The sequence below is a fragment of the Chromobacterium subtsugae genome, assembly GCF_001676875.1.
GTDB lineage: Bacteria > Pseudomonadota > Gammaproteobacteria > Burkholderiales > Chromobacteriaceae > Chromobacterium > Chromobacterium subtsugae.
Window position 1 is genome coordinate 426,596 of sequence record NZ_JYKA01000001.1, and the last position, 25,481, is coordinate 452,076.

General features: G+C 66.6%; 18 protein-coding genes. 14 read left to right on the plus strand and 4 right to left on the minus strand.

The annotated features are described in order from the left end of the window. Positions 1-11 precede the first annotated feature (11 nt). Both MY55_RS02070 and MY55_RS02075 read left to right on the plus strand, forming a co-directional pair. Complete coding sequence (locus MY55_RS02070; RefSeq protein ID WP_065201909.1) at positions 12-1,901, plus strand: GMC family oxidoreductase; 1,890 nt, start codon at positions 12-14, stop codon at positions 1,899-1,901. A gap of 45 nt (positions 1,902-1,946) precedes the next feature. Continuing rightward, entirely contained in the window at positions 1,947-4,607 is a 2,661-nt protein-coding gene (locus tag MY55_RS02075) for a patatin-like phospholipase family protein (protein ID WP_081284608.1), read from the plus strand. On the opposite strand, the gene MY55_RS02080 is transcribed toward MY55_RS02075, so the two are convergent. Continuing rightward, positions 4,604-5,560, minus strand: a complete 957-nt coding sequence (locus tag MY55_RS02080) for a LysR family transcriptional regulator (RefSeq protein ID WP_099049596.1) — start codon at positions 5,558-5,560, stop codon at positions 4,604-4,606. The genes MY55_RS02075 and MY55_RS02080 overlap by 4 nt on opposite strands. Positions 5,561-5,663: 103 nt before the next feature. Here MY55_RS02080 and MY55_RS02085 point away from each other — a divergent pair, with 103 nt between their 5' ends. From MY55_RS02085 to nemA, 4 genes are all read left to right on the plus strand, one after another. Then, positions 5,664-6,989, plus strand: a complete 1,326-nt coding sequence (locus tag MY55_RS02085; protein WP_047237375.1) for a D-serine ammonia-lyase — start codon at positions 5,664-5,666, stop codon at positions 6,987-6,989. A 125-nt stretch (positions 6,990-7,114) separates the two neighbouring features. After that, a complete protein-coding gene (locus MY55_RS02090) occupies positions 7,115-7,732 on the plus strand; it encodes a TetR/AcrR family transcriptional regulator (protein WP_065201891.1) in 618 nt (205 codons plus the stop codon). Positions 7,733-7,811: 79 nt separating this feature from the next. Then, positions 7,812-8,552, plus strand: coding sequence for an NADPH-dependent oxidoreductase (locus MY55_RS02095; protein WP_043580751.1), 741 nt, complete (start codon positions 7,812-7,814; stop codon positions 8,550-8,552). A 29-nt stretch (positions 8,553-8,581) separates the two neighbouring features. Beyond that, positions 8,582-9,676: an alkene reductase gene (nemA, locus tag MY55_RS02100; protein ID WP_043580754.1), complete on the plus strand. Its 1,095-nt coding sequence runs from the start codon at positions 8,582-8,584 to the stop codon at positions 9,674-9,676. A gap of 46 nt (positions 9,677-9,722) precedes the next feature. Here the strand turns inward: nemA and MY55_RS02105 are convergent, their stop codons facing one another. Further along, entirely contained in the window at positions 9,723-10,322 is a 600-nt protein-coding gene (locus tag MY55_RS02105; RefSeq protein ID WP_043580814.1) for a TetR/AcrR family transcriptional regulator, read from the minus strand. A 119-nt stretch (positions 10,323-10,441) separates the two neighbouring features. On the opposite strand from MY55_RS02105, the gene MY55_RS02110 reads away from it, so the two are divergent. The 4 genes from MY55_RS02110 (at position 10,442) to MY55_RS02125 (ending at position 19,733) form a co-directional block, all read left to right on the plus strand. Then, positions 10,442-11,938 (plus strand): amidase, encoded by a 1,497-nt coding sequence (locus MY55_RS02110; protein WP_065201892.1) that lies wholly within the window; start codon positions 10,442-10,444, stop codon positions 11,936-11,938. A gap of 105 nt (positions 11,939-12,043) precedes the next feature. Continuing rightward, positions 12,044-14,113, plus strand: a complete 2,070-nt coding sequence (locus tag MY55_RS02115; protein ID WP_065201893.1) for a prolyl oligopeptidase family serine peptidase — start codon at positions 12,044-12,046, stop codon at positions 14,111-14,113. Positions 14,114-14,262: 149 nt separating this feature from the next. Further along, positions 14,263-18,801, plus strand: coding sequence for a response regulator (locus MY55_RS02120; protein ID WP_081284609.1), 4,539 nt, complete (start codon positions 14,263-14,265; stop codon positions 18,799-18,801). Next, entirely contained in the window at positions 18,798-19,733 is a 936-nt protein-coding gene (locus MY55_RS02125) for a diguanylate cyclase (protein WP_065201894.1), read from the plus strand. Before MY55_RS02120 ends, MY55_RS02125 begins: the two co-directional genes overlap by 4 nt. Before the next feature lie 12 nt (positions 19,734-19,745). On the opposite strand, the gene MY55_RS02130 is transcribed toward MY55_RS02125, so the two are convergent. Together MY55_RS02130 and MY55_RS02135 are read right to left on the minus strand one after the other, a co-directional pair. Then, a complete protein-coding gene (locus MY55_RS02130; protein WP_065201895.1) occupies positions 19,746-20,900 on the minus strand; it encodes a PP2C family protein-serine/threonine phosphatase in 1,155 nt (384 codons plus the stop codon). 219 nt (positions 20,901-21,119) lie between these two features. Beyond that, positions 21,120-22,214 (minus strand): M35 family metalloendopeptidase, encoded by a 1,095-nt coding sequence (locus tag MY55_RS02135; protein ID WP_043580764.1) that lies wholly within the window; start codon positions 22,212-22,214, stop codon positions 21,120-21,122. Positions 22,215-22,482: 268 nt separating this feature from the next. Between MY55_RS02135 and queC the strand changes: the two genes are divergently transcribed. From queC to MY55_RS02155, 4 genes are all read left to right on the plus strand, one after another. Beyond that, positions 22,483-23,184: a 7-cyano-7-deazaguanine synthase QueC gene (queC, locus tag MY55_RS02140; RefSeq protein WP_065201896.1), complete on the plus strand. Its 702-nt coding sequence runs from the start codon at positions 22,483-22,485 to the stop codon at positions 23,182-23,184. 1 nt (position 23,185) lies between these two features. Continuing rightward, positions 23,186-24,205 carry a 6-pyruvoyl trahydropterin synthase family protein gene (locus MY55_RS24535; protein ID WP_065201897.1) on the plus strand — a complete coding sequence of 340 codons (1,020 nt, stop codon included), beginning with the start codon at positions 23,186-23,188 and terminating at the stop codon, positions 24,203-24,205. A gap of 22 nt (positions 24,206-24,227) precedes the next feature. Then, on the plus strand, positions 24,228-24,863 hold the full coding sequence (gene queE, locus MY55_RS02150) for a 7-carboxy-7-deazaguanine synthase (protein WP_043580770.1): 636 nt from the start codon (positions 24,228-24,230) through the stop codon (positions 24,861-24,863). A 347-nt stretch (positions 24,864-25,210) separates the two neighbouring features. Beyond that, positions 25,211-25,462 carry a BufA1 family periplasmic bufferin-type metallophore gene (locus MY55_RS02155; protein ID WP_043580772.1) on the plus strand — a complete coding sequence of 84 codons (252 nt, stop codon included), beginning with the start codon at positions 25,211-25,213 and terminating at the stop codon, positions 25,460-25,462. The last annotated feature ends 19 nt before the right edge of the window (positions 25,463-25,481 follow it).

A 25,481-nucleotide genomic window follows, 5' to 3' on the forward strand; every position in this document is an offset into this window, starting at 1 on the left:
GGATGGCGGGCATGAGCGCGGACAGCAATCGTTCCACCGATTACGAATACATCGTCGTCGGCTCCGGCGCGGGCGGCGGCACCCTGGCCGCCCGGCTGGCCGAGGAAGGGCATAGCGTGCTGCTGCTGGAAGCAGGCGGCGACCCGTACCGGCTGCAAGGGGGGGATGCCTGGCAGCCGGACGCCGACCGGCTGCCGGACGACTACAATGTGCCGGTGTTCCACGCGCTGGCGTCGGAAAACAAGGCGATGAAGCTGGATTACTTCGTCCGCCACTATCGCAACGACGAACAACAGCGGCGCGACCCCAAGTACCGGGCCGAGTGGGATGGCCAGCGGGTGGACGGCGTGCTCTACCCGCGCTCCGGCACGCTGGGCGGCTGCACCGCCCACAACGCCATGATCACCGTCTACCCGCACAACGCCGACTGGGACAACATCGCCCAGCTGACCGGCGACGCCAGTTGGGCGTCCGGCCTGATGCGCCGCTATTTCCAAAAACTGGAAAACTGCCACCACCGCCCGCTGTACCGCTGGCTGGGCAAGTTCTGCATCAACCCCACCCGCCACGGCTGGAAAGGCTGGCTGCAGACGGAAAAAGCGATACCGGAGTCCGCGCTGGGCGACGCCGGCCTGGTGGACACCCTGCTGGTCTCGCTGGACAAGGCCTTCAACGAGGTGGACGTGCCGCACAGCAGCTGGCGCTGGTTGCTGCAGGGGCAGGCCGATCCCAACGACTGGCGGCTGGTGCGCGACAACGCCGTCGGCGTCTGCTACCCGCCGCTGGCCACCCGCAACCACCAGCGCAACGGCAGCCGCGAGCGGGTAATCGATGTGGCGCAACGCTTCCCTAACCGCCTGCACATAGAGCTGGACGCGCTGGCCACCCAGGTGCTGTTCGACGAGCGCAACCGCGCCACCGGCGTCGAATACCTGAAGGGAGAAAAGCTCTATCGCGCCTTCCACCAGCCGGGCAGCGGCGGCGAAAAACGCGCAGCCCGCGCCAGCCGCGAAGTCATCCTGTGCGGCGGCGCGTTCAACACCCCGCAATTGCTGATGCTGTCCGGCATCGGCCCGGCCGCGCACCTGCAACAGCACGGCATCCCGGTGCGGGTGGACCTGCCCGGCGTGGGGCAGAACCTGCAGGACCGCTACGAAGTAGGCGTGGTCAATCGGATGAACTTCAAGCACTGGGAAGTGCTGAAAGGCGCGGAATTCGCCAAGGGCGACCCGCAATACCAGCAATGGGAGCAAGGCCGCAAGGGCGTCTACACCACCAATGGCGCGGTGCTGGCCGTGATCAAGCGCTCAGCCAAGGAAAGGCCGCTTCCCGACCTGTTCTGCTTCGCGCTGCTGGGCCTGTTCAAAGGCTACTTCCCCGGTTACTCCCGGCTGTTTCCCGAACACCTGAACTACCTGACCTGGGCGATTCTCAAGGCCCACACCAACAACCGCGCCGGCACCGTGACGCTGCGCTCGGCCGACCCGCACGACCCGCCGCAAATCGACTTCCACTACTTCGAGGAGGGCAGCGCCGGCGGCGAACAAGACCTGGACTCGGTGGTGGACGGGATCAAGTTCGTGCGCACCCTGACCGCCGATCTGAAAAAACAAAAGCTGATCGCGGAAGAAGAGCTGCCAGGGGATGCGGTGCAAACCGACGATGAACTGCGTCAGTTTGTCCGCGACAACGCCTGGGGCCACCATGCCTCCTGCAGCTGCGCGATAGGCCCGCGCGAACAGAACGGCGTGCTGGACAGCGATTTCAGGGTATACGGGGTGCACGGCCTGCGGGTGGTCGACGCCTCGGTGTTTCCGCGCATCCCCGGTTTCTTCATCGTTTCCGCCGTGTACATGATCGCGGAAAAGGCGGCGGACGCCATCCTGGCCGACGCCGGATGACCACTCCTCCAACCCGGACAAGCCAGGTCAACGGAAAGCGCAAGCATGGACTCCCAAGCTGAGACATCTCTCTCCAAATGGCAAGACGTATTGCGGGCAGAACGGGCCAGCATCGCCGCGGCCAGGCAGGCCGAGGACATACCACGCCCAGCCGGCCCCGACGGCGCCGACATCCCCCAGGACGCCATGATAGGGCTGGCCTTCTCCGGCGGCGGCATACGCAGCGCCACCTTCAATCTGGGCGTGCTGCAGGCGCTGGCCAAAACCGGCTGGCTGCAGCAAATGGACTATCTGTCCACCGTGTCCGGCGGCGGCTATATAGGCAGCTGGCTATCCGCGCTGAAGCGCCGGCTGCGGCCCAAGGAAACCATAAACCAGACGCTGACCGATCTGCAGGGCCGGGCGCCGGCCATTCAGTTCCTGCGCGAGTACAGCAACTACCTGACGCCGAAAACCGGCCTGTTCAGCCTGGACACCCTGTCCGCGGTCGTCACCTACGGCCGCAACCTGGTTCTCAACCAGTTCGTGCTGCTGTGCTTCCTGACCGCGCTGTTGCTATGCCCTCACATGCTGGTGGCGTTCGCCGGCTACGCCGCCACCTACCCCGGCGGCGACATGATGTCGCTGGCGGTGGCCGTGCTGGCCGCCATTTTCTCCGCGCGGCAGGCCCGCGACACAGTGAACGACGGTTTGCAGGCCGCCAAACCCGCCGCCGCGTCCACCAGCGTGGCGTTGCTGCTGATCTTCGTCTACGCGGTGTCCATCCTGGCGCTGTCCCGGCTGAAGCAAGGCAATCTGGCGTGGCATGAACTGTCCCTGACGCCATTCCTGCTGATCTGCAGCCCGGCTTACGCGCTCTACTGGGCGATTCTGGCGCACGGCTTCACCCAGCTGAACAATCGCGGCTACCGGCGCAGCGTGTGCTGGGCGCTGCTGGCCGGCTTGATCGGCGGCGGCGGGTTGTGGCTGATGCTGCAGGCGCTGGACTATCTGCTGCCGGTGCGGCAAGAGCCGTTCCTGGCCTGGCATGTGATCGGCTTCGGCTTCGTGCTGCTGCCGGCAGCCTTCATCATGACCGCAACCGCGCATATCGGCCTGGTCAAACGCAGCTTTTCGGAACTGCAGCGCGAATGGTGGTCGCGGCTGGGCGCGCTGCTGCTGGTGAGCGACCTGGCGCTGCTGCTGGTTTTCGCCATGGTGGCGCTGGCGCTGCCCTTGGTCGAGGTGGCCGACGACTGGATACGCAACGCGGTATTGCCGGCCTGGCTGCTGTCCACGCTGGCCGCGGTATGGCAAGGCCAGTCCGCCGCCACCAGCGGCAAGGAAAAGGGGGATTGGCGCGAATGGGTGGCCAAGATCGGGCCCTATGTGTTCATCGCCGGCCTGCTGCTGCTGGTCAGCGCGCTGCTGAGCTGGCTGCTGACCTATTTCAAGACCACCGGCGCCCAGTGGGCGCTAAGCGACAATCCCTGTCCCGACTACCGCTGCGACCTCACCGAGTGGGCCAGCCTGCACTTCCAGGCCTCGCACGACGCCGGCCACGGCGGCCTGTTGTACCTGCTGCTGCTGGCGGCCAGCCTGGCGGTCGGCATTTTCGCCTCGTCGCGGATAGACATCAACGTCTTCTCCTTGCACAACTTCTACCGCAACCGGCTGACCCGTTGCTACCTGGGCGCCAGCAACCGCCTGCGATCGGAGCGCGTCAATCGCTTCACCGGCTTTTGCGCCGAAGACGACCTGGCGATGTCCGAGCTGGCCAGGGCGAATCCGGTGCAGCGCCCCTACCACCTGATCAACACCGCTCTCAACCTGGTATCCGGCTCCGACCTGGCTTGGCAGCAACGCAAGGCCGCGTCCTTCACTTTCTCGCCGCTGTATTGCGGCTACAAATTCCCGGACACCGCTCCGCACCCGGTAGACGTGTTTGTCCGCACCGCCGACTACCTGCAGGACGACCCCTCGGCGCTGGAGGCGGGCCCGATGCTGGGCTCGCTGGTGGCCACCTCCGGCGCGGCGGTCAGCCCCAACCAGGGCTACCACAGCTCGCCGGCGGTGAGCTTCCTGCTGACGGTGTTCAATGTCAGGCTGGGCCGCTGGTGCCCCAACCCCAACCGGGCCAGCGCCGCCCAACTGCGGGAAATGTCGCCGCCGGTCAGCTGGCGCTACCTGCTGGACGAATTGTTCGGCCGGACCAACGCCGAATCGGGCTTCGTCTACCTGAGCGACGGCGGCCATTTTGAAAACCTGGGCATCTACGAACTGGCGCGGCGCGAATGCGCGCTGATCATCGCCTGCGACGCCGGCCAGGACGAAAACATGACCTTCGAAGACCTGGGCAACGCGATACGCAAATGCCGGATAGACCTGGGCGCGGAAATCCGCATCGATGTGGACAGCATCCGCATCGATGCCACCACCGGCTACAGTCCGTCGTGCTGCCAAATGGGCGACATCTTCTACGCGTCAGGCAAGCGCGGCCGGCTGCTGTACCTGAAACCCTGCCTGCGCGGCCACGGCGCCGAGCCGGTGGACGTGCTGCAGTACAAGGCGGCGAACCCGTCCTTCCCGCACCAATCCACGTTGAACCAATGGTTCGACGAGTCGCAATTCGAAAGCTATCGCAAGCTGGGCCTGTGCATAGGAGAAACCGCGCTGGCCGAATTGAGCCGCCCCGCCAGGGCGCCTGATGCAGCAGATCCGGCCTAGCCCGCCTGCCGCCGCCGGGGTCCGGGCCCCTGAGCCCGGACCCGCTCGCGCTCGCGCTCGGCATCGAACCGCGCGCAGGCTGACGAAATCCAGCCGGCGAAGGCCTGGGTTTCCCGCCGCGATGGGTCGCGGCCAAGCAGCGCATAGCGCGCCGGCGACGCCACCCAGCGGCCGAACACATCCACCAGCCTGCCGCTTTGCAGCTCGTCCCACACCAGCGCGGTGCGGGCCATCGCCACGCCCTCGTGGTTCAACGCCATGCCCAGCGCCAGGCTGGACAGGTTGAACTGCGCGCCGCCCAGCAGCGGCAGCCAATCGGGCCGCGCCGCCTGCAGCCATAGCCGCCATTCGGCGAAAGCTTCGGCCCCGTCCCAGGGTGAGGCGTCATGCAGCATCGCGATGCCATCCATGGATTCGCCGGCGGCGAAGGCCGGATGGCGCGCCAGGTAAGCCGGCGTGGCGACCGGCAGCAGGTATTCGTCCAGCAACGGTACCGCCTGCGGCGGGACATGGCTCGCGGCGTCGTACCGGATGGCGATGTCCGCCCCGGCCATGCCGCCATCCGGCGGCTGAAACTCCGCCAGCAGCCGCAACGGCACCTCAGGCGCCAGGCGTTGGAATTCGGTCAAGCGCGGCATCAGCCAGCGCAGCGCGAAGGAAGGCACGCAGCTCAGTTGCAGCGGGGCCGCGTCCGCACCCAATCGCGCCAGGGTCTGCTCGATTTCGCCCAGCGCGGCGGAAACCGTCCGCAGCAGCGCACCGCCCTTGTCGGTCAGCCCCAACGCGCTGCCGCGCGCGAACAGCCGGTAGCCCAGCCGCTCCTCCAGCTTGCGGACCTGCTGACTGACCGCGCTTTGCGTCAGATGCAATTCCTGCGCCGCCCGGGTGAAACTGAGCAGGCGTCCGGCGGCCTCGAAACTCCTGAGCGCGCCCAACATGGATGAATCCAGCATCGGCATTAGCCTGGCTAATGATGTAAACAGCAATTATCGCTTCCGGCCCGCGGCTTGTCTCGCTACGATTGACAGGTCAATCACTTCACGCCGCCTCTTTGCCATGCCCCCTTCCCTCCCCGCCTCGCTATCAGCCCAGCTGCTGTCGAAACGCGCCATGCTATGGCTAAACGATCAGGCCGGCGTCGCGCCGATGCCGCCGCGTCCGCAAGCCGCCGATATCGAATCCGCCCGAACGCGGCTGCAGCGCTGCCAAGGCCTGCTGGCGCGCTTGTTTCCCGACTTGTCCGCCTGCGGCGGCGTCATCGCGTCGCCGCTGCTGCCGTTGGCCAAGCTGCAACAAGCGCAAGGCGGCGACGCCGCGCGGGAAGGCGCATGGCTGCTGAAAGCCGACCATGCGCTGCCGGTGGCCGGCTCGATCAAGGCCAGGGGCGGTTTTCACGAGGTGCTGGCGCTGGCGGAGGAATTAGCCCTGCGCCACGGCCTGCTGGATGCGGCCGGCGACCGCGCCGCGCTGGCGGAACCCGCTGCGCGCGCCTGCTTCTCCCAATACACCGTGATGGTCGGCAGCACCGGCAATCTGGGCATGAGCATCGGGCTGATCGCCGCCGCGCTGGGATTCCGCGCCGTGGTCCACATGTCGGTGGAAGCCAAAGCCTGGAAGAAGGACAGGCTGCGCCGCCACGGCGTGCAGGTAATCGAGCACGCCGGCGATTACGCGCAAGCCGTCGCCGCCGGCCGCGCCGCCGCCGCGGCCGATCCGGCCACGCATTTCGTCGACGACGAGCAATCGCTGGCGCTGTTTCTCGGCTACGCCGCCGCCGCCCGCGAATTGGCGGAGCAATTGCGCGCCGCCGGCCGCGCGGTGGACGCCGAGCGCCCGCTGTTCGTCTACCTACCTTGCGGCGTCGGCGGCGCGCCCGGCGGCATCGCCTTCGGCCTGAAGGCGCTGTACGGCGAGCATGTCCACTGCTTCTTCGCCGAACCGGCCGCCTCGCCCTGCATGCTGGTGCAACTGGCCGCCGGCGCCGCCGCCCCGGTATCGGTTTACGATATCGGCCTGGACAACCGCACCGAGGCCGACGGCCTGGCGGTGGGCCTGGCATCGCCGCTGGCCAGCCCGCTGATGGCCAGGCTGCTGTCCGGCGTGTTCACCGTGGAGGACGCGCAGCTGTTCACCGGGCTGCTCCAGTTGTTCGAAACCGAGGGCATCGCGCTGGAACCATCCGCCGCCGCCGGCCTGCCCGGCCCGGACTGGATCTGCCGCTCGGCGGCCGGCCGCGCCTATCTCGACCTCCACGGCCTGGCCGGCCGGCTGGGCAGCGCCACTCACGTGATCTGGTCTACCGGCGGCTCGCTGGTGCCGGAAGCCGAACATGAGCGCTTCCGCGCCGAAGGCCGCCGCCTGCGGGATCGCCAAGCCCAATAACACCGGGCCTCGCGCCGGAAAATGGCCGCGCGCGGACAGCCTGACTGTCTGTTGCGCGCCACAACCACGACTGGAGAATTCGCCTCCGGCTTGAAACTAGACGACTGGTCTAGTAGTATCAAGCCATGTCACGAGCCAACCACACCGCCGATACCCGCGAACACCTGCTTGCCACAGGAGAGAAAATCATCCTGGGCAAAGGCTTCGCCGCTGTCGGCCTGGCGGAAATCCTGTCCAGCGCCGGCGTGCCCAAGGGGTCGTTCTACCATTACTTCCAGTCCAAGGAAGGATATGGCGTGGAGTTGCTGCGTCGTTATTTCCTCAATTACGACGAGCAGCTGGTGCTGCGGCTGCGGCCGGAAGCCGGCCCCGCCCGCGACTCGCTGCTCAAGTATTTCAACGGCTGGGTCAGCCAGCACCGCTGCGATGCGCAAAGCCATACCTGCCTGGCGGTGAAGCTGGCGGCGGAAGTGTCCGATCTGTCCGAGCCGATGCGCGAAGCGCTGGCGGAAGGCATGGGCCGGGTGATTTCCCGCCTGGCCGACGCCATCCGCCGCGGCCAGCAAGAAGGCAGCCTGTGCGTGCATCTGCCGGCGGACGAACTTGCCGCCAGCCTGTACAGCCTGTGGGTGGGAAGCGCGCTCTTGTACAAGGTGCAACGCTCCGCCCAGCCCATGCTCAATGCGCTGAAGCTGACCGAAACCATGTTGAAGGTTCCCTCCGCCGCCAACTGCGGCGCCTGAGCCGCTTGAACCGCCCGCTGCTTGCAGCGGGCTTTGTTGACACAGAATCTAGACGACCGGTCTATTAAATGGAGTTGTCATGAACGAAACCTTGCAACTGATGCAGCAACACCGCAGCGTGCGCAGCTATCAGGACAAGCCCATTTCCCAGCAAACGCTGGACGCGGTGCTGGACGCCGCCTGGAAGGGCCCCACCTCGATCAACGGCCAGCAAGTCTCGCTGGTGGTGGTGCAGGACGCCGAACAGCGCCAGCGCATCGCCGAAATCGCCGGCGGCCAGCCCTGGATCGCCCAGGCGCCGGTCTTCATCGCCGTGGTGATCGATTTCCACAAAACCCGGCTGGGCGTGGAGATGGCCGGCGCCCAGCAGACGATACACAACAGCGTGGAAGCCTTCGCCGTGGGCGCGGTGGATGCCGGCATCGCGCTGGGCAATCTGATGACCGCCGCGCGCTCCGCCGGGCTCGGCGTGGTGCCGATCGGCGGCATCCGCCGCGATCCGCAGGCAATGATAGAACTGTTGCAATTGCCGGAACTGACCTTCCCGCTGGTGGGCCTGGCGCTGGGCCACCCCGATCAGGAAGGCAGCGTGAAGCCGCGCCTGCCGCGCGACAGCTTCGTCCACAACGGCCAGTACCAGGCGGAAGCCCTGCCCGGCCACATCGCCGCCTACGACGAAACCCTGCGCCAGTACTGGCAAGACATCGGCCGCGGCGACGGCGAGCCCTGGAGCCGCAATACCGCCGGCTACTACCGCAACGTTTACTTCCCCAAGGTTGCCCCCGTCGCGCGCAGCCAGGGTTTTGGCTTCGATCAATAAGCCGCTTTTTCATCCTCGAGGATCCCGACATGCAAGCCGATAAACTGTTCACCCCGCTGATCATGGGCGCCGTCACTCTGGCCAACCGCGTGGCGATGGCGCCGCTGACCCGCCTGCGCAACATCGAGCCGGGCGACGTGCCCGGCCCGCTGGCCAAGGAATACTACCGCCAGCGCGCCAGCGCCGGCCTGATCGTGGCCGAAGGCACCCACATCTCGCCCACCGCCAAGGGCTACGCCGGCGCGCCCGGCATCTATAGCGAAGAGCAGGTGAAAGCCTGGAGCGAAGTGACCGGCGCCGTGCACGAGGCCGGCGGCAAGATCGCGCTGCAGCTGTGGCACACCGGCCGCATCTCGCACCGCTCGCTGCAACCTAACGGCGACGCGCCGGTCGGCCCGTCCGCCATCCAGGCCGACAGCCGCACCAATATCCGCGCCGCCGACGGCAGCTTGGTGCGCGAGCAATGCGACACGCCGCGCGCGCTGGAAATCGAGGAAATCGACGACATCCTCGAAGACTACCGCCGCGCCACCGACAACGCGCGCCGCGCCGGCTTCGATCTGGTGGAAATCCACGGCGCCCACGGCTATCTGCTGGACCAGTTCCTGTCGCCGCAGGCCAATGTCCGCGCCGACCAGTACGGCGGCAGCGTGGAAAACCGCGCCCGCTTCCTGTTGCAGGTCGTCGACGCCGTGGTCGGCGAATGGGACGCCGCCCACGTCGGCATCCGCATCTCGCCGCTGGGCATCTTCAATGGCGTCAGCAACACCGACCAACTGGAGATGGCGCTGTACCTGGCCGAGCAGCTGGCCAAGCGCAAGCTCGCCTTCCTCCACATCTCCGAACCCGACTGGGCCGGCGGCCCCAAGCTGGACGAAACTTTCCGCGCCGAGCTGCGCAAACGCTACCCGGGCGTGATCGTCGGCGCCGGCGGCTACACCGCGGAGAAAGCCGAAACCCTGATCAAGCAAGGTTATATCGACGCCGCCGCCTTCGGCCGCAGCTACATCGCCAACCCGGACCTGGTGGAGCGGCTGAAACGCAACGCGCCGCTGAACCCGCCGCAAGCGGAAACCTTCTACGGCGGCGGCGCGGAAGGCTATACCGACTACCCCGCGCTGTAAGCTCCCAAGCAAGCCCCGCCTGCCGGCGGGGCTTTTCCACGGCTGCTCAGCCTATCGACGCCTGCGCCTGGCGTTCGACGATGGCGCTGGCGATCCGCAGCGCCAGCGCGCCGGCATCGGCGATGGACTGGTTCTGCGCGGCGACCTGCGCGCCTTCGAACACCAGCATCAGTTCGCTCGCCGTATCCTCCGGCGACGCGAGGCCGGCGGCCCGGCACAAGCCCGCCAGCCGCCGCCACTGGCCTTGCTTGTATTCCGCTATCAGCTTGCGGCCGACGTGCTCTCTGTCCGGCAGCTCCGCGATCGAATTGATGAACGGACAGCCGCGGTGCGACCAGGCGCCGGCGTCGTCGGCGAAAAAGGCCGCCCACCCCAGAATCTGCGCGCGCGGATCGCCGGCGTGCTCGGCCGCTATGGCGTCGAACGCGCGCCAGTAGCCGGCTATCACCTGGCGCAGCCATTCCGCCAACAGCGCGTCTTTCGACTGGAAGTGTCGATACAGCGCCATCTTGGTGGTATTCGCCCGGGCGGCGATCGCCTCGACGCCGGTCGCGCGGATGCCATCGTTGTAAAACAGTTCGCCTGCCGCCTCGAGGAGACGCTCCCGCGGCGGGACCGAAGAATCGGCCGCTTTTCGCTTGTTCATTTTGCCATCCGTCTTGACGATGATACCGATCGGTATCATCATTCCCATGCAGTGATACCGAACGGTATCACCCCTCTCCGGCTCATGTCGAGCCGGAGCATCCGCCATGGGAATCAGCGATGAAACTTTCGGAATATGCGCAATACGACGCGATCGGCCTGGGCCAGCTTGTCGCGCGGGGCGAAGTCAGCCCGCAAGAACTGGCGGAAACGGCGCTGCGGGCGTGCGCGGCGGTCAATCCTCACATCAACGCGGTCATCGAAACCTGGCAGCCCGAGCTGGCCGACGCCGCCGCGGCGCTGGAGCGCGGATCGCCGCTCGCCGGCGTGCCCTTCCTGATAAAGGACGTCGGCGTCGCCATGGCGGGCAGAAAGATAGAATTCGGCAGCCGGCTGGCGCAGGGCTTCACCGCCGCCGCCGACTCCATCCTGATGCGGCGCTTCCGCCAAGCGGGGCTGGCCACGCTGGGGCGGACCACCACGCCCGAATTCGCCTGGAGCGGCACCACCGAATCCGCGCTCAGCGGCCCGACCCGCAACCCCTGGAACGCGGCGCGCGGCGCGGGCGGCTCCAGCGGCGGCGCCGCGGCGGCGGTGGCCGCCGGTATCGTGCCGATCGCGCATGCGACCGACGCCGCCGGCTCCATCCGCATTCCGGCCGCCGCCAGCGGCGTGTTCGGCCTCAAGCCCACGCGCGGCCGCGTATCCAACGGCCCGATTCTCGACGAGGCCATCCACGGCCTGGCCGCGCAGCTGGGCGTCAGCCGCTCGGTGCGCGACAGCGCCGCGCTGCTCGACGCCGCGCGCGGCGCGGACGGCGGCCAGCCCTTCTCCATCGCGGAACCCGCCGGCAGTTATTTCGCGCAAGTCGGCGCCGAGCCTGGCCGGCTGCGGATAGGCGTGATGGCGCAAGCCTGGGGCGGCCAGCGCACCGCCGCCGCCGTCCTCGAGCGGCTGGCCGAAGCGACGCGGCTGTGCGAATCGCTCGGCCACATCGTAGAGGAAGCGGCGCTTCCCCTGGGTTGCAGCTGGGACGCCTTCGTCCATGCCAGCTCCGTGCTATGGGCCGCCAACATCGCCGTGTGGATCGACGACATGGCGGCAGCCACCGGACGGCAGATCGACCTGTCCACGCTGGAGCAGCAGACGCTGGCCGTCTACCGGACCGGACATGGGATGCGCGGCGTCGAGATCGTGCGGGCGCTGGACTTGCGCAACGCCGTCACCCGCAGCGTCGCGGCTTTCTTCACGCGCTACGATCTGCTGCTGACGCCTACGCTGCCCGAGCTGGCGCCGCCCATCGGCAGTTATGCCGCCGACACGGCAAGCATGGACGGCCATCAATGGACCGCGCATGTGATGGGCGGTTCGCCGTTCACGCCGGCATTCAACGCCGCAGGCGTGCCGGCCATGTCGGCGCCCTTGTTCCAGGATGCGGCGTCGGCGTTGCCGGTCGGCATGCAGTTCGTCGCGCCGGCCGGACGCGAGGACAGGCTGTTCCGGCTGGCCGGCCAGCTGGAGCGCAGCCTGCCGTGGGCGGACCGCAAGCCCGCCATCTGGGCTGGCCGCGATCCACGCGCGGAACCCGCTTGCCGCCATGATGACAACAGGATTTGAAACGCGCTACAGTCTGGGATTGGCCGCCGCCGCGAGCGGCGCGCCGCCACAACAGAAAGCCCTGCACGCCGCCGGCGGCAAGGGCTCCGCCCCCAGGAGAACATCATGAAGACCAGACTGCTCGCATCCGCGGCCCTGCTGTTGGCCACGCAGGCTCACGCGGCGGCAGATCCCTACCTATGGCTGGAGAACATCCAGGGCAAGGATGCGCTGCAATGGGTGAAGCAGCAGAACGAGCACACCAGCCGGGAAGTGGAGAACTGGCAAGATTTCTCCGCGCTGAAGCAAGGCATCCTGTCCGTTCTCGACTCCGGCGCCCGCATTCCCGCCATCGAAAAGATAGGCGGCCGCTACTACAACTTCTGGCGCGACGCCCAGCATCCGCGCGGACTGTGGCGCAGCGCCACGCTGGACGAATACCGCAAGGCCGACCCCGCCTGGGAAACCGTGCTGGACCTGGACCAGCTGGCCAAGGATGAAAAAGAAAACTGGGTATGGCAGGGCGCCGACTGCGTCAAGCCCAGGCAAGACCGCTGCCTGATCCGCCTGAGCCGCGGCGGCGGCGACGCCGCGGTGGTGCGCGAGTTCGACCTGCCGGCCAAGCGCTTCCTCGCCGACGGCTTCGTGGTGCCGGAAGCCAAGAGCGAAGTCAACTGGGCCGACCGCGACACGCTGTACGTCGCCACCGATTTCGGCAAGGGCACGCTGACCGACTCCGGCTACCCGCGCATCGTCAAGGAGTGGAAGCGCGGCCAGCCTCTGGCCGACGCCGCCACGCTGTTCGAGGGCAGGCAGACCGACATCTCGGTCAACGCCGACGGCATCGACACCGCCGGCCAGCACTACGACGTGATCAGCCAGGGCACCAGCTTCTTCACCAACGACACCTATCTGAAGCGCGACGGCAAATGGCTGAAGCTGGACAAGCCCGGCCATGTCGAGGCGTCTTTCCACGGCGCCTGGCTGCTGTTGCGGCCGCGCCAGAACTGGCAGGTCGGCGGCCATGACTGGAAGGCCGGCAGCCTGCTGGCGGTGAAGGTGGACGACTACCTGCAAGGCAAGCGCGATTTCGCCGCGCTGTTCCAGCCGACCGCCACCACCTCGCTGGGCGGCAGCGCTGGCACCCGCGACGCGCTGATCCTGACCGTACTCGACAACGTCAAGAGCCGGCTGGTGGAATGGAAGGTGGCGGACGGCAAGTGGCGGTCGCGCCCGGTGGCCGCGCCCGGCTACGGCAGCATAGACGTCAGCCCAGTGGACGGCGACAGCTCCAATGACTACTTCTTCACCTTCACCGACTTCCTGACGCCGACCTCGCTGTCGCTGGCCCACATCGGCAGCGACGCGCGCGAGCCGCTGAAGCAGCAGCCGGCCTTCTTCGACGCCAAGCCCTACCGCATCCAGCAGTTCTTCGCCCGCTCCAACGACGGCACCCGGGTGCCTTACTTCGTGGTGGCGCGCAAAGACTTGAAGCTCAACGGCAAGAACCCGACGCTGCTATACGGCTACGGCGGCTTCGAGGTTTCGCTGACGCCCTATTACAGCGGCACCTTGGGCAAGGCCTGGCTGGAGCGAGGCGGCGTCTACGTGCTGGGCAACATCCGCGGCGGCGGCGAATACGGCCCGGCCTGGCATGAGGCGGCGCTGAAACACAAGCGCCAGAAAGCCTACGACGATTTCTCGTCCATCGCCAAAGACCTGTCGCGCCGCGGCATCGCCGACGCGCGCCACCTGGGCATCAAGGGCGGCAGCAACGGCGGCCTGCTGATGGGCGTGATGCTGACCAAGTATCCGCAACTGTTCCACGCCATCGTCTGCCAGGTGCCGCTCTTGGACATGAAGCGCTTCAACAAGCTGCTGGCCGGCGCCAGCTGGATGGACGAATACGGCAACCCGGACCAGCCGTCCGACTGGGCCTACATCAAGCGCTACTCGCCGTACCAGAACATTCGCCCCGGCACCCGCTACCCGGCCACGCTGTTCGTCACCTCCACGCTGGACGACCGCGTTCATCCCGGCCATGCCCGCAAGATGTTCGCCGCGATGAAGCAGATCGGCGCCGACGTCCGCTACTACGAGCGCACCGAGGGCGGCCACGGCTCCGCCGCCAATCACGACGAAGAGGCGCGCATCGCCGCGATGGAATACGCGTTCTTGTGGAAGCAACTGCGCTGAATCCGCTCCAGGCCCCGCTCCGGCGGGGCTTTTTTCATCCGCGCCGCCGGCCGGCGAATGCAATTTGAATGAGTCGCGCCGCTTCCTATAATGGTCAATGAGGCCCGCTGCCGGCCCCAACATCCCCGGTTTTTTTCAGGAGCGGCAACTTGTCCACCTTCCGTTCCCGCATCTGGTCGCGGCCCGAACTGCGCGTTGCCGTCGTTTTCGTCTGCACGATGATCGCGGTCACCGCGGCGGTGGTGTTCCAGACCGGCCTGCACCAGCGCCAGCAGCTGCTGTCCGCCTACCAGATCCGCCTGGGCTACGTCACCCACACCCGCGACGCCATCCTGCGCAACCAATTCGACCAACTGGCGCGCGACGTGCGTTTCCTCAGCGCCACCCCGCCGGTCTCCGGCATCGTCCGCGCCAGCGCGCACGGCGGCGTCGACCCGCAGGAAAACTCCACGATGGCGGCCTGGCACAGCCGCCTCGCCTCCATCTTCAGCGCCTTCCTCGCCGCCAATCCCGAATTTTCCTCTGTCCGCTTCATCGGCATCGCCAACGATGGCAAAGAACTGGCGCGGGTGGAGCGCAATGCCCAAGACCAGGTGGAAGTCACCCCCGCGGCGAAACTGCAGGCGCACGGCGACCGCGACTACATGCAGGAAACCATCCGCCTGGAAACCGGGCAGGTGTACTTCTCCGACATCAACCTAGGCTCCCGCCACCGCGACGCCGGCGGCAACACCGCGGTGCCGACCATCCGGGTGGCCACGCCGATACGCGACGCCGGCGGCAAAACCTTCGGCATCGTCATCATCAATTTCGACGCCCGCAATCTGCTGGCCTCGCTGTTCCAGAGCATCCCGGTGGAACTGAAGCTTTACGTCACCAATCAGGGCGGCGACTACCTGGCCCAACCCGACCCCAGCCGCGTCTTCGGCTTCGAAAAGAACCTGCAATGGCGCTGGAGCGACGACTTCCAGCCGACCACCCCGTTGCTGGGGCAGCCGGAAGGCCTGCAGGCCTACTCGTCGCCGCACGGCACCGCCTATGTGCGCTCGATCAACATCCCGTTCAACCCGGCCTTCCCCAACCACTACTGCACCGTGTACGCGGTGCTGCCTGACGAGGCGGTGGCCGGCATGGTGGCCACCACCCGGCGCGCCACGCTGGCCACCTCGCTGGGCATCTTCCTGCTGATCGGCGCCGTCGCCTCGCTCTACCTGAGGAAATACCGGCAGGCCAGCGCGCGGCAGGCCGAACTGGCCGCCATCGTGGAAAGCTCGCACGACGCCATCATCGGCTGCACGCCCGACGGCACCGTCAGCAGCTGGAACGCCGGCGCCGAAAAAATGTTCCTCTACCCGGCCGCGGAAACGCTTTCCCGCAAATTGACCGAGCTGATCGTGCCGCCCGAGATCGAACCGCTGCTGCGGGAACTGCGCCAGGATGGCGTGCAGAACAGCTTCAACAGCTCGCTCCACACCCGCGAAGGCCTGCTGCTGGACGTCGCCATCACCATGTCGCCGATCCAAAGCCGCGACAACCGGCTAAGCGGCTTCGCGCTGACCATCCGCGACATCACCGACCAGAAAGCCACTGAAAAGCGCATCCGCGAGTTGAACGCCTCGCTGGAGCAACAGGTGGAGGCGCGCACCGCGCAAATCCGCATTTACTCGGCGCTGCAGAACGCCATCCTGGCCAATGCCGGCTACGCCATCATCGCCACCGATCTCTCCGGCATGATCACGCTGTTCAATCCAGCGGCGGAACGCATGTTGGGATACCGCGCCGACGAGATGATAGGCCGGCAGCCGCTGACGCGGCTGCACCGCCAGAGCGAGCTGGCCGCGCAGGCGGCCAGCTTGTCGCAGGAACTGAGCGAGGACATCCAGGCCGGCTTCGACGCCATCGTCGCCCGCTCCCGCCACGGCCTGAGCAATGAAAGCCAGTGGACCTACGCTCGCCGCGACGGCCGCCTGTTCCCGGTGCAGCTGACCGTCTCGACGCTGGAAAACGAGGCTGGCGAGGCCAGCGGCTATCTCGGCATCGCGGCCGACATCACCGAGCGCGAACAGGACCGGCGCGCGCTGGAGTCGGCGCGCGACCAACTGGAAAAAGCCGCCGAGGTGGCCGAACTGGGCATCTGGCGTTGGGAGATCAACAGCGACACCCTGGAATGGAATGACCGGATGTTCGAGATTTACGACATCCCCAAATCCTTCAGGGTGTTCGGCCTGTACTACAACCACTGGCGCTCGCGCGTCCACCCGGACGATATCGCGATGGCCGAACACAAGCTGCAGGGCGCGCTGGAAGGCAGCGACGTCTACAACCCCACCTTCCGCATCGTCCGCCAGGACGGCGAAATCCGCTACCTGCAGGCCGCGGCGCTGATCGAATACGAAGCCGACGGCAAGCCCGGCCGCGTGCTGGGCATCAACCGCGACATCACCAGCCAGCGGGAGCAGGAGGACTGGCTGCTGGAGGCCAAGGCCGCCGCCGACAGCGCCAACCGCGCCAAATCGGAATTCCTGGCCAATATGAGCCATGAAATCCGCACGCCGATGAACGCCATTCTCGGCATGCTGCAGCTGCTGCAGCAGACCGGGCTGGACAACCGCCAGGCGGACTACACCGACAAGGCCGCCACGGCGGCGCGCACCTTGCTGGCCATCCTCAACGACATCCTGGACTTCTCGCGGGTCGAGGCCGGCAAGCTCACGCTGGACCCTCACCCCTTCAGCATCGACAAGCTGCTGCGCGACATCGGCGTGATCCTGTCCGCCAATGTCGGCGACAAGGATGTCGAGATCCTGTTCGACATCGATCCGGCGCTGCCGGACGAAATCGTCGCCGACGCCCTGCGTCTGCAACAGATCCTGATCAACCTGTCCGGCAACGCCATCAAGTTCACCGAGCGCGGGGAAGTGGTGCTGTCGGCCCGGCTGCAACAACAGGACGAGAACCGGCTGACCATCGCCTTCGCCATCCGCGACACCGGCATCGGGATTTCTGCCGAACAATGCCAGCGCATCTTCGAAGGCTTTTCGCAAGCCGAAACCTCCACCGCCCGCCGCTACGGCGGCTCCGGCCTGGGCCTGGCGATCAGCCAGCGCCTGGTCAGCCTGATGGGCGGCCAGCTGAGCGTGGCAAGCGAGCAAGGCCAGGGCAGCACCTTCAGCTTCACCATCGAATGCGAGACGGCGCAGCCCCCCCCGCTGGCTCCGCCCGCCGGCATCGTCTCGCTGCATAATCTGAGCTGCCTGGTGATAGAGGACAACGACACCGCCAGGCAAACGCAAAGCGCCATCCTGCGCTCCTTCGGCTGGCAGGTGGATGTCGCCGGCAGCGGCGAGGAAGCGCTGGCCATGGTGGCCGAAGGGCGGGACTACAACATCGTCCTGATAGACTGGAAGATGCCCGGCATGGATGGCTGGGAAACCTGCAGCCGGCTGCGCGCGATGCAAAGCGGCCGGCACACCCCTGTCATCATGATGGTGACCGCCTACGGACGCGAACTGTTCGCCCAGCGGCAACAGCGCGATCCCGACCTGTTCGACAGCATGCTGGTGAAACCGGTCACTGCCTCGATGCTGTTCGACGCCGTCGCCGACGCCCAGGCCAGCCATGGCGAGCCCGCGCCGACGCCGATCCGCCCGGCGAACCTAGCCCCCCGGCTGAGCGGGCTGCGCCTGCTGCTGGTGGAGGACAACCCGACCAACCAGCAGGTCGCCCGCGAACTACTGGGCCACGAAGGCGCGGAAGTGGCGGTGGCAGATTGCGGCCAGGCGGCGCTGCAGGCAGTGCATGACGCCGCGCCGCTATACGATCTGGTGCTGATGGACATCCAGATGCCGGACATGGACGGCTACACCGTCACCCGGCGCATACGCGCCGACCATCCCGCCGACCAACTGCCCATCATCGCCATGACCGCCAATGTGATGCCGGCCGACCGCGAGGCCGCGCTAGAGGCCGGAATGAACGACCACGTCGGCAAGCCCTTCGATCTGGCGCAGCTGGTGGAAGTGATCCAGCGCCATACCGGCAGGCCCGCCGCGCCGCCGCCGGCCCCTCCCCCGCAACCGCGGCCCGCGGACGGCAAGCAAACGCTGAACAGCCAGTCCGCCATCCCGCGCTTCGGCGGCAATCTGCAGATCTACCGCCATACCCTGCTCAGTTTCTGCGATGAAATCCATTCGCTGCTGCGCGACCTGGAGGATGCCCGCGCCAGCCAGCGCCGGGACAAGGCCGTCCAGGCCTTGCACACCCTGAAGGGCCTGGCCGCCACCGTCGGCGCCGAAGAATTGGCGGCGCTGGCCGCGGCGGAGGAAAAAACCATGCGCGCCCCGGAACAGCGCTGGCCCGACAATCCGGAGCCGCTGCGCCAGGCCGCGCAGCGGGCGGAAGCCGCCGCCCAGGAAGAGGCGGAACGGCTTCCCCATGGCGCGGCGCCCGCCGCGCGGGCCGATACGGACGCCGAAGACCTGCACATCGGCCTCGCCAGCCTGCGGCACATGCTCAATACGGCTAATCTTGAAGCGATGCATGTCTTCGAGCAGTTGCGCCAGCAGCATTACCACGCCATGCCGGGCGAGTTCGACCAGCTCAGCGACGCCATCATGAAGATGAACTTCGCTGCGGCGGCCCGCCTGTGCGCGGACATCCTGCAACGAGCCAAGGTGGATCAGCCATGAGCGCCAATCTATCCGCAGAAGCCCCGGCCCCGGCCTTTCACCGCGGCCGGATACTGGTCGTGGACGATCAGCCCAGCAATATCATGGTCGCCCACCAGATATTGCAGTCCGAACACGAGGTATTCATGGCCACCAGCGGCGAACAAGCGCTGGCTTTCTGCCAGAATGCCCCGCCCGACCTGCTGCTGCTGGATGTGGAAATGCCGGGCATGAACGGCATGGAGGTGTGCCGGCGCCTGAAACAGGAGCCCGCCACCCAGGGCATACCGGTCATCTTCGTGACCGGCCATCAAAGCCAGGAACAGGAGGCGGCCTGTTGGGAGGCCGGCGCGGTAGATTTCGTCACCAAGCCGGTGACACCGGCCACCTTGCGCAACCGGGTCAACGTCCACCTCACCTTGAAACACCAGGCCGACCAGTTGCGCGCGCTGGCCTTCACCGACGGGCTGACCGGCATCGCCAACCGGCGCTACTTCGACGCGCAATTCGACAAGGTCTGGCGTCATTGCCTGCGCCACGGCTCGTCCTTGGCCTTGATCATGTCCGATGTCGATCATTTCAAGAAATACAATGATCGCTACGGGCACACGATGGGCGACGAATGCCTGCGCCAGATCGCCCGCACCCTGCAGCTGCAGCTGAACCGGCCTTACGACCTGGCCGCGCGCTTCGGCGGCGAGGAATTCGTCTGCCTGATGCCGGAAACCAGCCTGGCCGGCGCGGTGTCGGTGGCCATCAAGATGGAGGCGGCGATCCGCGCGCTGCAGATCGAACACGCCGATTCGCAACCGGACCACACCGTCACCCTCAGCCTGGGCGTGGCCGCCATGGCGCCGGATGCGGACAGCGATGGCCGGCATCTGATGAAAATGGCCGACGACCAGCTCTATCTGGCCAAGAATACCGGCCGCGGCCGCATCTGCGCCGTCTAGCCGCGGCGCCGCTCAATGCGGGGGCGGGTGGCGAATCACCAGCAAGGAAATGTCGTCGCTGGCCGCGCCGCCTTGCATATGGGCCGTCACCGCCTCCAGCACGCTTTCTCCTATCCGCGCCGGCCAGCCCTTGCCCGCGGCCGCCACCACGCCCGGCAGGCCAAACATCTCTCCGGCGCCGTTTTTCGCCTCGGTGATGCCGTCGGAGCTGACCACCAGCACTTGGGAAGGCCGCCATTCCAGCGACTGCATCGAATCGTCGAACGCCTCCGACGGCAGAATGCCTAACGGGGGATGGGAGGATTTGCAGCTGCCTATCACCTGGGCCTGGTCGTTGAACAGCAACACGCAGGGCACGCCCCCGTTCCAGATGTTCAGCCGCCGCCCTTCCGGTTCGATGGCGATCAGCGCCGCGGCGACGAAACGCCCGCCCGGCAGCAGGCGGTGCAGCTTCTGATTGACCCCCCTGGCGATCTCGGCCATGCCGCAGCCGGCCTGGGTCATTTCATAGAAGCAATCGATAGCCGGCAGCGCGCTGATGGCCGCCGTCAGGCCATGGCCGGTGCAGTCGGCCAACATGATGTGTTCGCCGCCGGATGGCGGCTGGCAGATGATGATCAGGTCGCCGTTGAAGCTGGCGGCAGGGCTCAGGTATTGCCAGACATACTCCGGCTGGGATGTGCGCTGGCCGATCAGCCGCTCGATCAGTTCCAGCGCCAGCTGCTGCTCGACCTCGTTCTCGCGGAAGTACTTTTCCAGCCGCACCGCGTCCTGGTTGATCTGGTTCTGCATCTCGGCGATGCGCAGGAAGACATGGATCTTGGCCGACAGCAAATCGAAGCTCACCGGCTTGGCCAGGTAGTCGTCGCCGCCCGATTTCAACCCGCCGACCACGCTTTCCAGTTCGTTCAGGCTGGTCAGGAAAATGATGGGCACCCAGTGTTCGCCGAACATCCGCCGCAGCTCGGCCGTCGCCTGCAGGCCGTCCATTTCGGGCATGATGACATCCATCAGGATCAGGTCCGGCAGATGATCCCGACAATAGGCCACCGCCTCCAGGCCATTCTTGGCCGACACGCACCGATATCCCAGTTCCATGATGAACTGTTCGATGAAATACCGGTTGGTGGCGCTATCCTCTACCAGCAAGATGGTCGTCGACGACATCGCTCCCTCTAGCCTTGTCCGCTGCCGGTCGGCATGACATCGCGTCCCGGCTGCACGCCGGACCGCCTCCTGTCGATAGCATAGCCCACTATCCGCCCGCACTGCGGCACATCTATCGCACCAGTCCCGCAGGCCATGCCGCGGCGCAACCAAAATGCAAACATCCCCGCCGGCGGCATCGCGCGCGGCGGGGATGGGCGTGCTCAGACAATCGTCCGCTTACTGCTGCGCCGGGGTGTTCTCGGCGAAGTATTCATGGTTGTCGGCATTGTCCAAGGCCTGGGCCGGGTTGCTCTTGGCCAGGCTCTTGGCGCCGGCCTGGCCATAGACATGGTCCTGGGTGCCCGCCACCACGGTGAAGTGCGACAACTCATGCACCAGGGTGCCGCCCTTGGAGTCGGTGCCCTTGGTCGGCGCGGTCCAGAAAGCGCCGCACAGATAGACGGTGTACGGCTGCCCCGGATAGACGTAGGCATAAGTGCCGCCGTCGGTGCAGCTGCAATCCAGCTTGATCGGCTTGCTGTCCAGCGCATCCTTGATGTTGACGTAATGCGACTTGGCGGTGGTCCAGTTGGCCTGGCTGTACTTGCCGAACCAAGTGGTGAAGCGCGGCGTGCCGGACGGCGTGCCGGCCAGGTAGGCCGCCGTTTCGCTGGCCATGGCGCTGGCGGCCAGCACGCCGTCGCGCGATTGCGACTGCTGGCTGACCGAGCAATTGCCGGCGTAGCTGACGCCGCTGACCGCGCTGCGGCTGAGCACCTGCCACTCCTGCTTGGCCGCCTTGGACTTGGTCAGCAAGGGGCTGACGCTGCCGGCGCTGTAGGCGCCCACCACATTGGAGGAAATGGCCTCGTCGGCCTGCGGCGCGGCCGCCTGCTTGGCATTGACGCCGGCCGGCAGGCTGCGGTTGAGCACCTTGTTGCTGCTGCTTTCAAAACGGACGCTCAGCTGGCCCGGCTTGGACAGGTCGTAATACTCGGACACCCTCACCTTGGCGTTCAGCGTGGCGCCGGGCGCCAGCGCCACGGTGTCGCGCAGCGACGGCACCACGCGCTTGTAGCGCGGGCCCAGGTACTCGGCCGGCTTGCCGTTCACATTCACCGCCAGAAACTGCTCCTGCAGTTCCTTGCCGGGCACGAACCAGCGGTACACGTGCAAGGTCTCCTTGCCGGTATTGCGGTAAGTCAAAGCGACGTCAACGTCCTGACCCGCGCTGACCACCGGCTGCCCCAGGCTGACCTGCAGGTCGCCGGCGTGAGCGGCGGAAGCCGCCAACAGCAAAGCCGCGGCCACGGCTGGCAATCTCTTGTCCATTGTTTTCCCCTTATTGGATGGGTATTTTCTAAATCACGGAAAGTTATAAAGCACGCATTCATCATGCGCAGATAATTAATTGCATGAACAAGTCATGATCGCAATCAATAAAATTACCGACGTTGCAATATTTCCACATGTCATAAAAATGGCGCCATTTCGCCGCCAACATCGCCGGGCTATAGTGGGGTAAAATTTAAGGTTTCCTGCGCCGGGTGAGACCGATCCCGGCGCGCTGTCGCAACCCTCGACTGTTTTTCGACGGACTATGAATCAAGCATCTGAAAAAGCCCTGGTAGTGCTCTCCGGCGGCCAGGACTCCACCACCTGCCTGTACTGGGCGCTGCGGCGCTTCGGCGACGGCAATGTAGAAGCGGTGACCTTCGACTACGGCCAGCGCCACCGCGTGGAATTGGCCGCCGCGAAGAAAATCGCCGCCCTCGCCGGCGTGCGCCAGACCGTGCTGCCGATCGATACCTTCGCCGCCATCGGCGGCAATGCGCTTACCGACGACGGCATCGCGCCGGAAACCGGCGCGCGCGACGACGACGCGCTGCCCAATACCTTCGTGCCGGGCCGCAATCTGGTATTTCTCACCTTCGCCGCCGCCTTCGGCTATACCCGCGGCGCCCGCCATCTGGTGACCGGCGTGGCCCAGACCGACTACTCCGGCTACCCGGACTGCCGCGAAAACACCCTGAAAGCGCTGGAAGTGGCGCTGCGCCTCGGCATGGACAGCCGGGTCGAGCTGCACACGCCGTTGATGTACCTGTCCAAGGCCGAAACCGTGACGCTGGCGCAACAGGTGGGGGCCATGGAAGCCCTGGCCTGGAGCCATACCTGTTACAACGGCGAGGTGCCGCCCTGCGGCCGCTGCGCCTCCTGCGAACTGCGCGCCAAAGGCTTCGCCGAGGCCGGCGTGGCCGACCCGCTGGTATCCCGCTGCCAGGCCGAAGCGCAAGGAAACTGACATGCACGCCTGTTACATGATGGCCGGCGCCGGCTTCGAAGCTGCGCGGCAGCTGCATGCCGCCCCCGGCCGCGAAGCGCGCCCGCACGGCCACAGCTTCCGTCTCGGCGTCCGCGCCGAAGCCCAATACACCGATCAGACGACGCTGCAAGCCGCGGTTGAAGCCGCGGCGGCGGCGCTCGACTATGCCGACTTGAACACCGCGCTGGCCGCCTGCGACGATCTGGCGCTAGCCCGCCACCTGGCCGACGCCCTGCCCCATCCGGCGGCCATCCGGCTGCAAAGCGCGCCGGACCGCGGCGTGATGCTGGACGGCGTCCAAGCGCTGGTCTGGCTGAATACTTCGTTCGAGGCCGCCCACCATCTGCCGCACGTGCCGCCCGGCCACAAATGCGGCCGCCTGCACGGCCACGGCTTCGGCGTGCGCATCGTCGCCGACGCCGCGCGCTGCAGCCAGGACGACTTGGCGCGCGCCTGGGAGCCGCTGCGCGGCCGCCTCAACCACCGCTACCTGAACGATATCGCCGGCCTCGACAATCCCACCAGCGAAGTGCTGGCGCAATGGCTGCACCAGCAATTGCGGGACGCGCTGCCCGGCCTCGCCTGGGTGGAAGTGCGGGAGACCCACAGCGCCGGCAGCCAGTTCGACGGCAAGCGCTTCCGCATCTGGAAGGAACAGCGCTTCGAAAGCGCGATGCCGTTCGACGCCGCCGGCAATTACACCGGCCACAGCTACCTGGTGCGCCTGATGCTGTCCGGCGGCATCGACCGCACCATGGGCTGGCTGCTGGACTTCGGCGACGTCAAGGACCGCTTCAAGCCGATCTACCGCCAGCTGGACCACAATCCGCTGGACAAGCTGGCCGGGCTGCGCAGCCGGGACAACGCCGCGGTGGCGGAATGGGTCCACGCCCAGCTGTCGCCGCTGGTGCCGGAGCTGGCTCGCGTCGACCTGATGGAAAACGAAAACGCCGGCGTCTCGCTGCATTTCCATCAGGATATGCGCTGGCCGCTGCTGTAAGCCATTCACATCGGGAACCGCAGTGACTACCTATACCGTCAAGGAAATTTTCTACACGCTGCAAGGCGAGGGCCGCCAGGCAGGCCGCGCCGCGGTGTTCTGCCGCTTCGCCGGCTGCAATCTGTGGTCGGGCCGCGAGGAAGACCGCGCCAAGGCCGTTTGCCGATTCTGCGACACCGACTTCGTCGGCGCCGGCCCTGACGGCGGCAAGTTCGACGGCGCCGAGGCCCTGGCCAAGCGCATCGCCGCCGAATGGCCGCAAGACGCCGGCGGCTCGCCCTACGTGGTGTGCACCGGCGGCGAGCCGCTGCTGCAATTGGATGCGGAGTTGGTCGACGCCTTGCACACCGAAGGCTTCGAGATCGCCGTCGAAACCAACGGCACCGTCGCCGCGCCCGCCGGGCTGGACTGGATCTGCGTCAGTCCCAAGGCCGGTTCGGAGCTGAAACAGCTGGCGGGCGACGAGCTGAAGCTGGTCTATCCGCAAGCCGCCCAGATGCCGGAAAGCGTCGCCCATCTGGACTTCGGCACCTTCTATCTGCAGCCTATGGACGGCCCCGACCTGGCCGCCAACACCCGCGCCGCCATCGCCTACTGCATGGCGCATCCGCAGTGGCGGCTATCGGTGCAGACCCACAAGGTGGTGAATATCCGCTGATCGACAACAGGCCCCCTCCGGGGCCTGTTTTTTTACCGCGCCGCGCGCGGCTCATCAGGCCTCCGCCTCCCCGCCCCCGCCAGCTCGCATCAAGCGCGGCCCGCCGCCCTATCGGGCACAAGGTCCGGCCGCGGCTATGTATCGATCATGAAGCCGACTATAACGACAGCAGCGTCCGCAACCGATGCCGCGCGGCAAATTTTTTCCGCCGCCGCGTAAGAAAGCCGGAAGCGCCCCGACTCAACCATTGTCAGGCGATGTTTCAGAGCGACAAGGCTGTAAGCATCCGCCGCTTCCGGCGACCAATCGCCATCACCCGAAACGGGTGAACTACCCAGGAGAAAGCCATGAACCGCAACAAGACTCTGATCGCCACCGCCTTCGGCGCCGTCATCGCCATGGGCGCTCTCGCCAGCGCGCCGGCTGCCGCCGCCGACAAGGACCAGTGCTTCGGCATCGCCAAAGCCGGCCAGAACGACTGCAAGAACGCCAGCCACGCCTGCGCAGGCCAGGCCAAGACCGACAACGACCCCGCCGACTTCAAGCTGGTGCCGGCCGGCACTTGCCAGCAGATGGGCGGTCAAACCAAGCCGATGTGATTTTCCAGAGTGGCAAGGC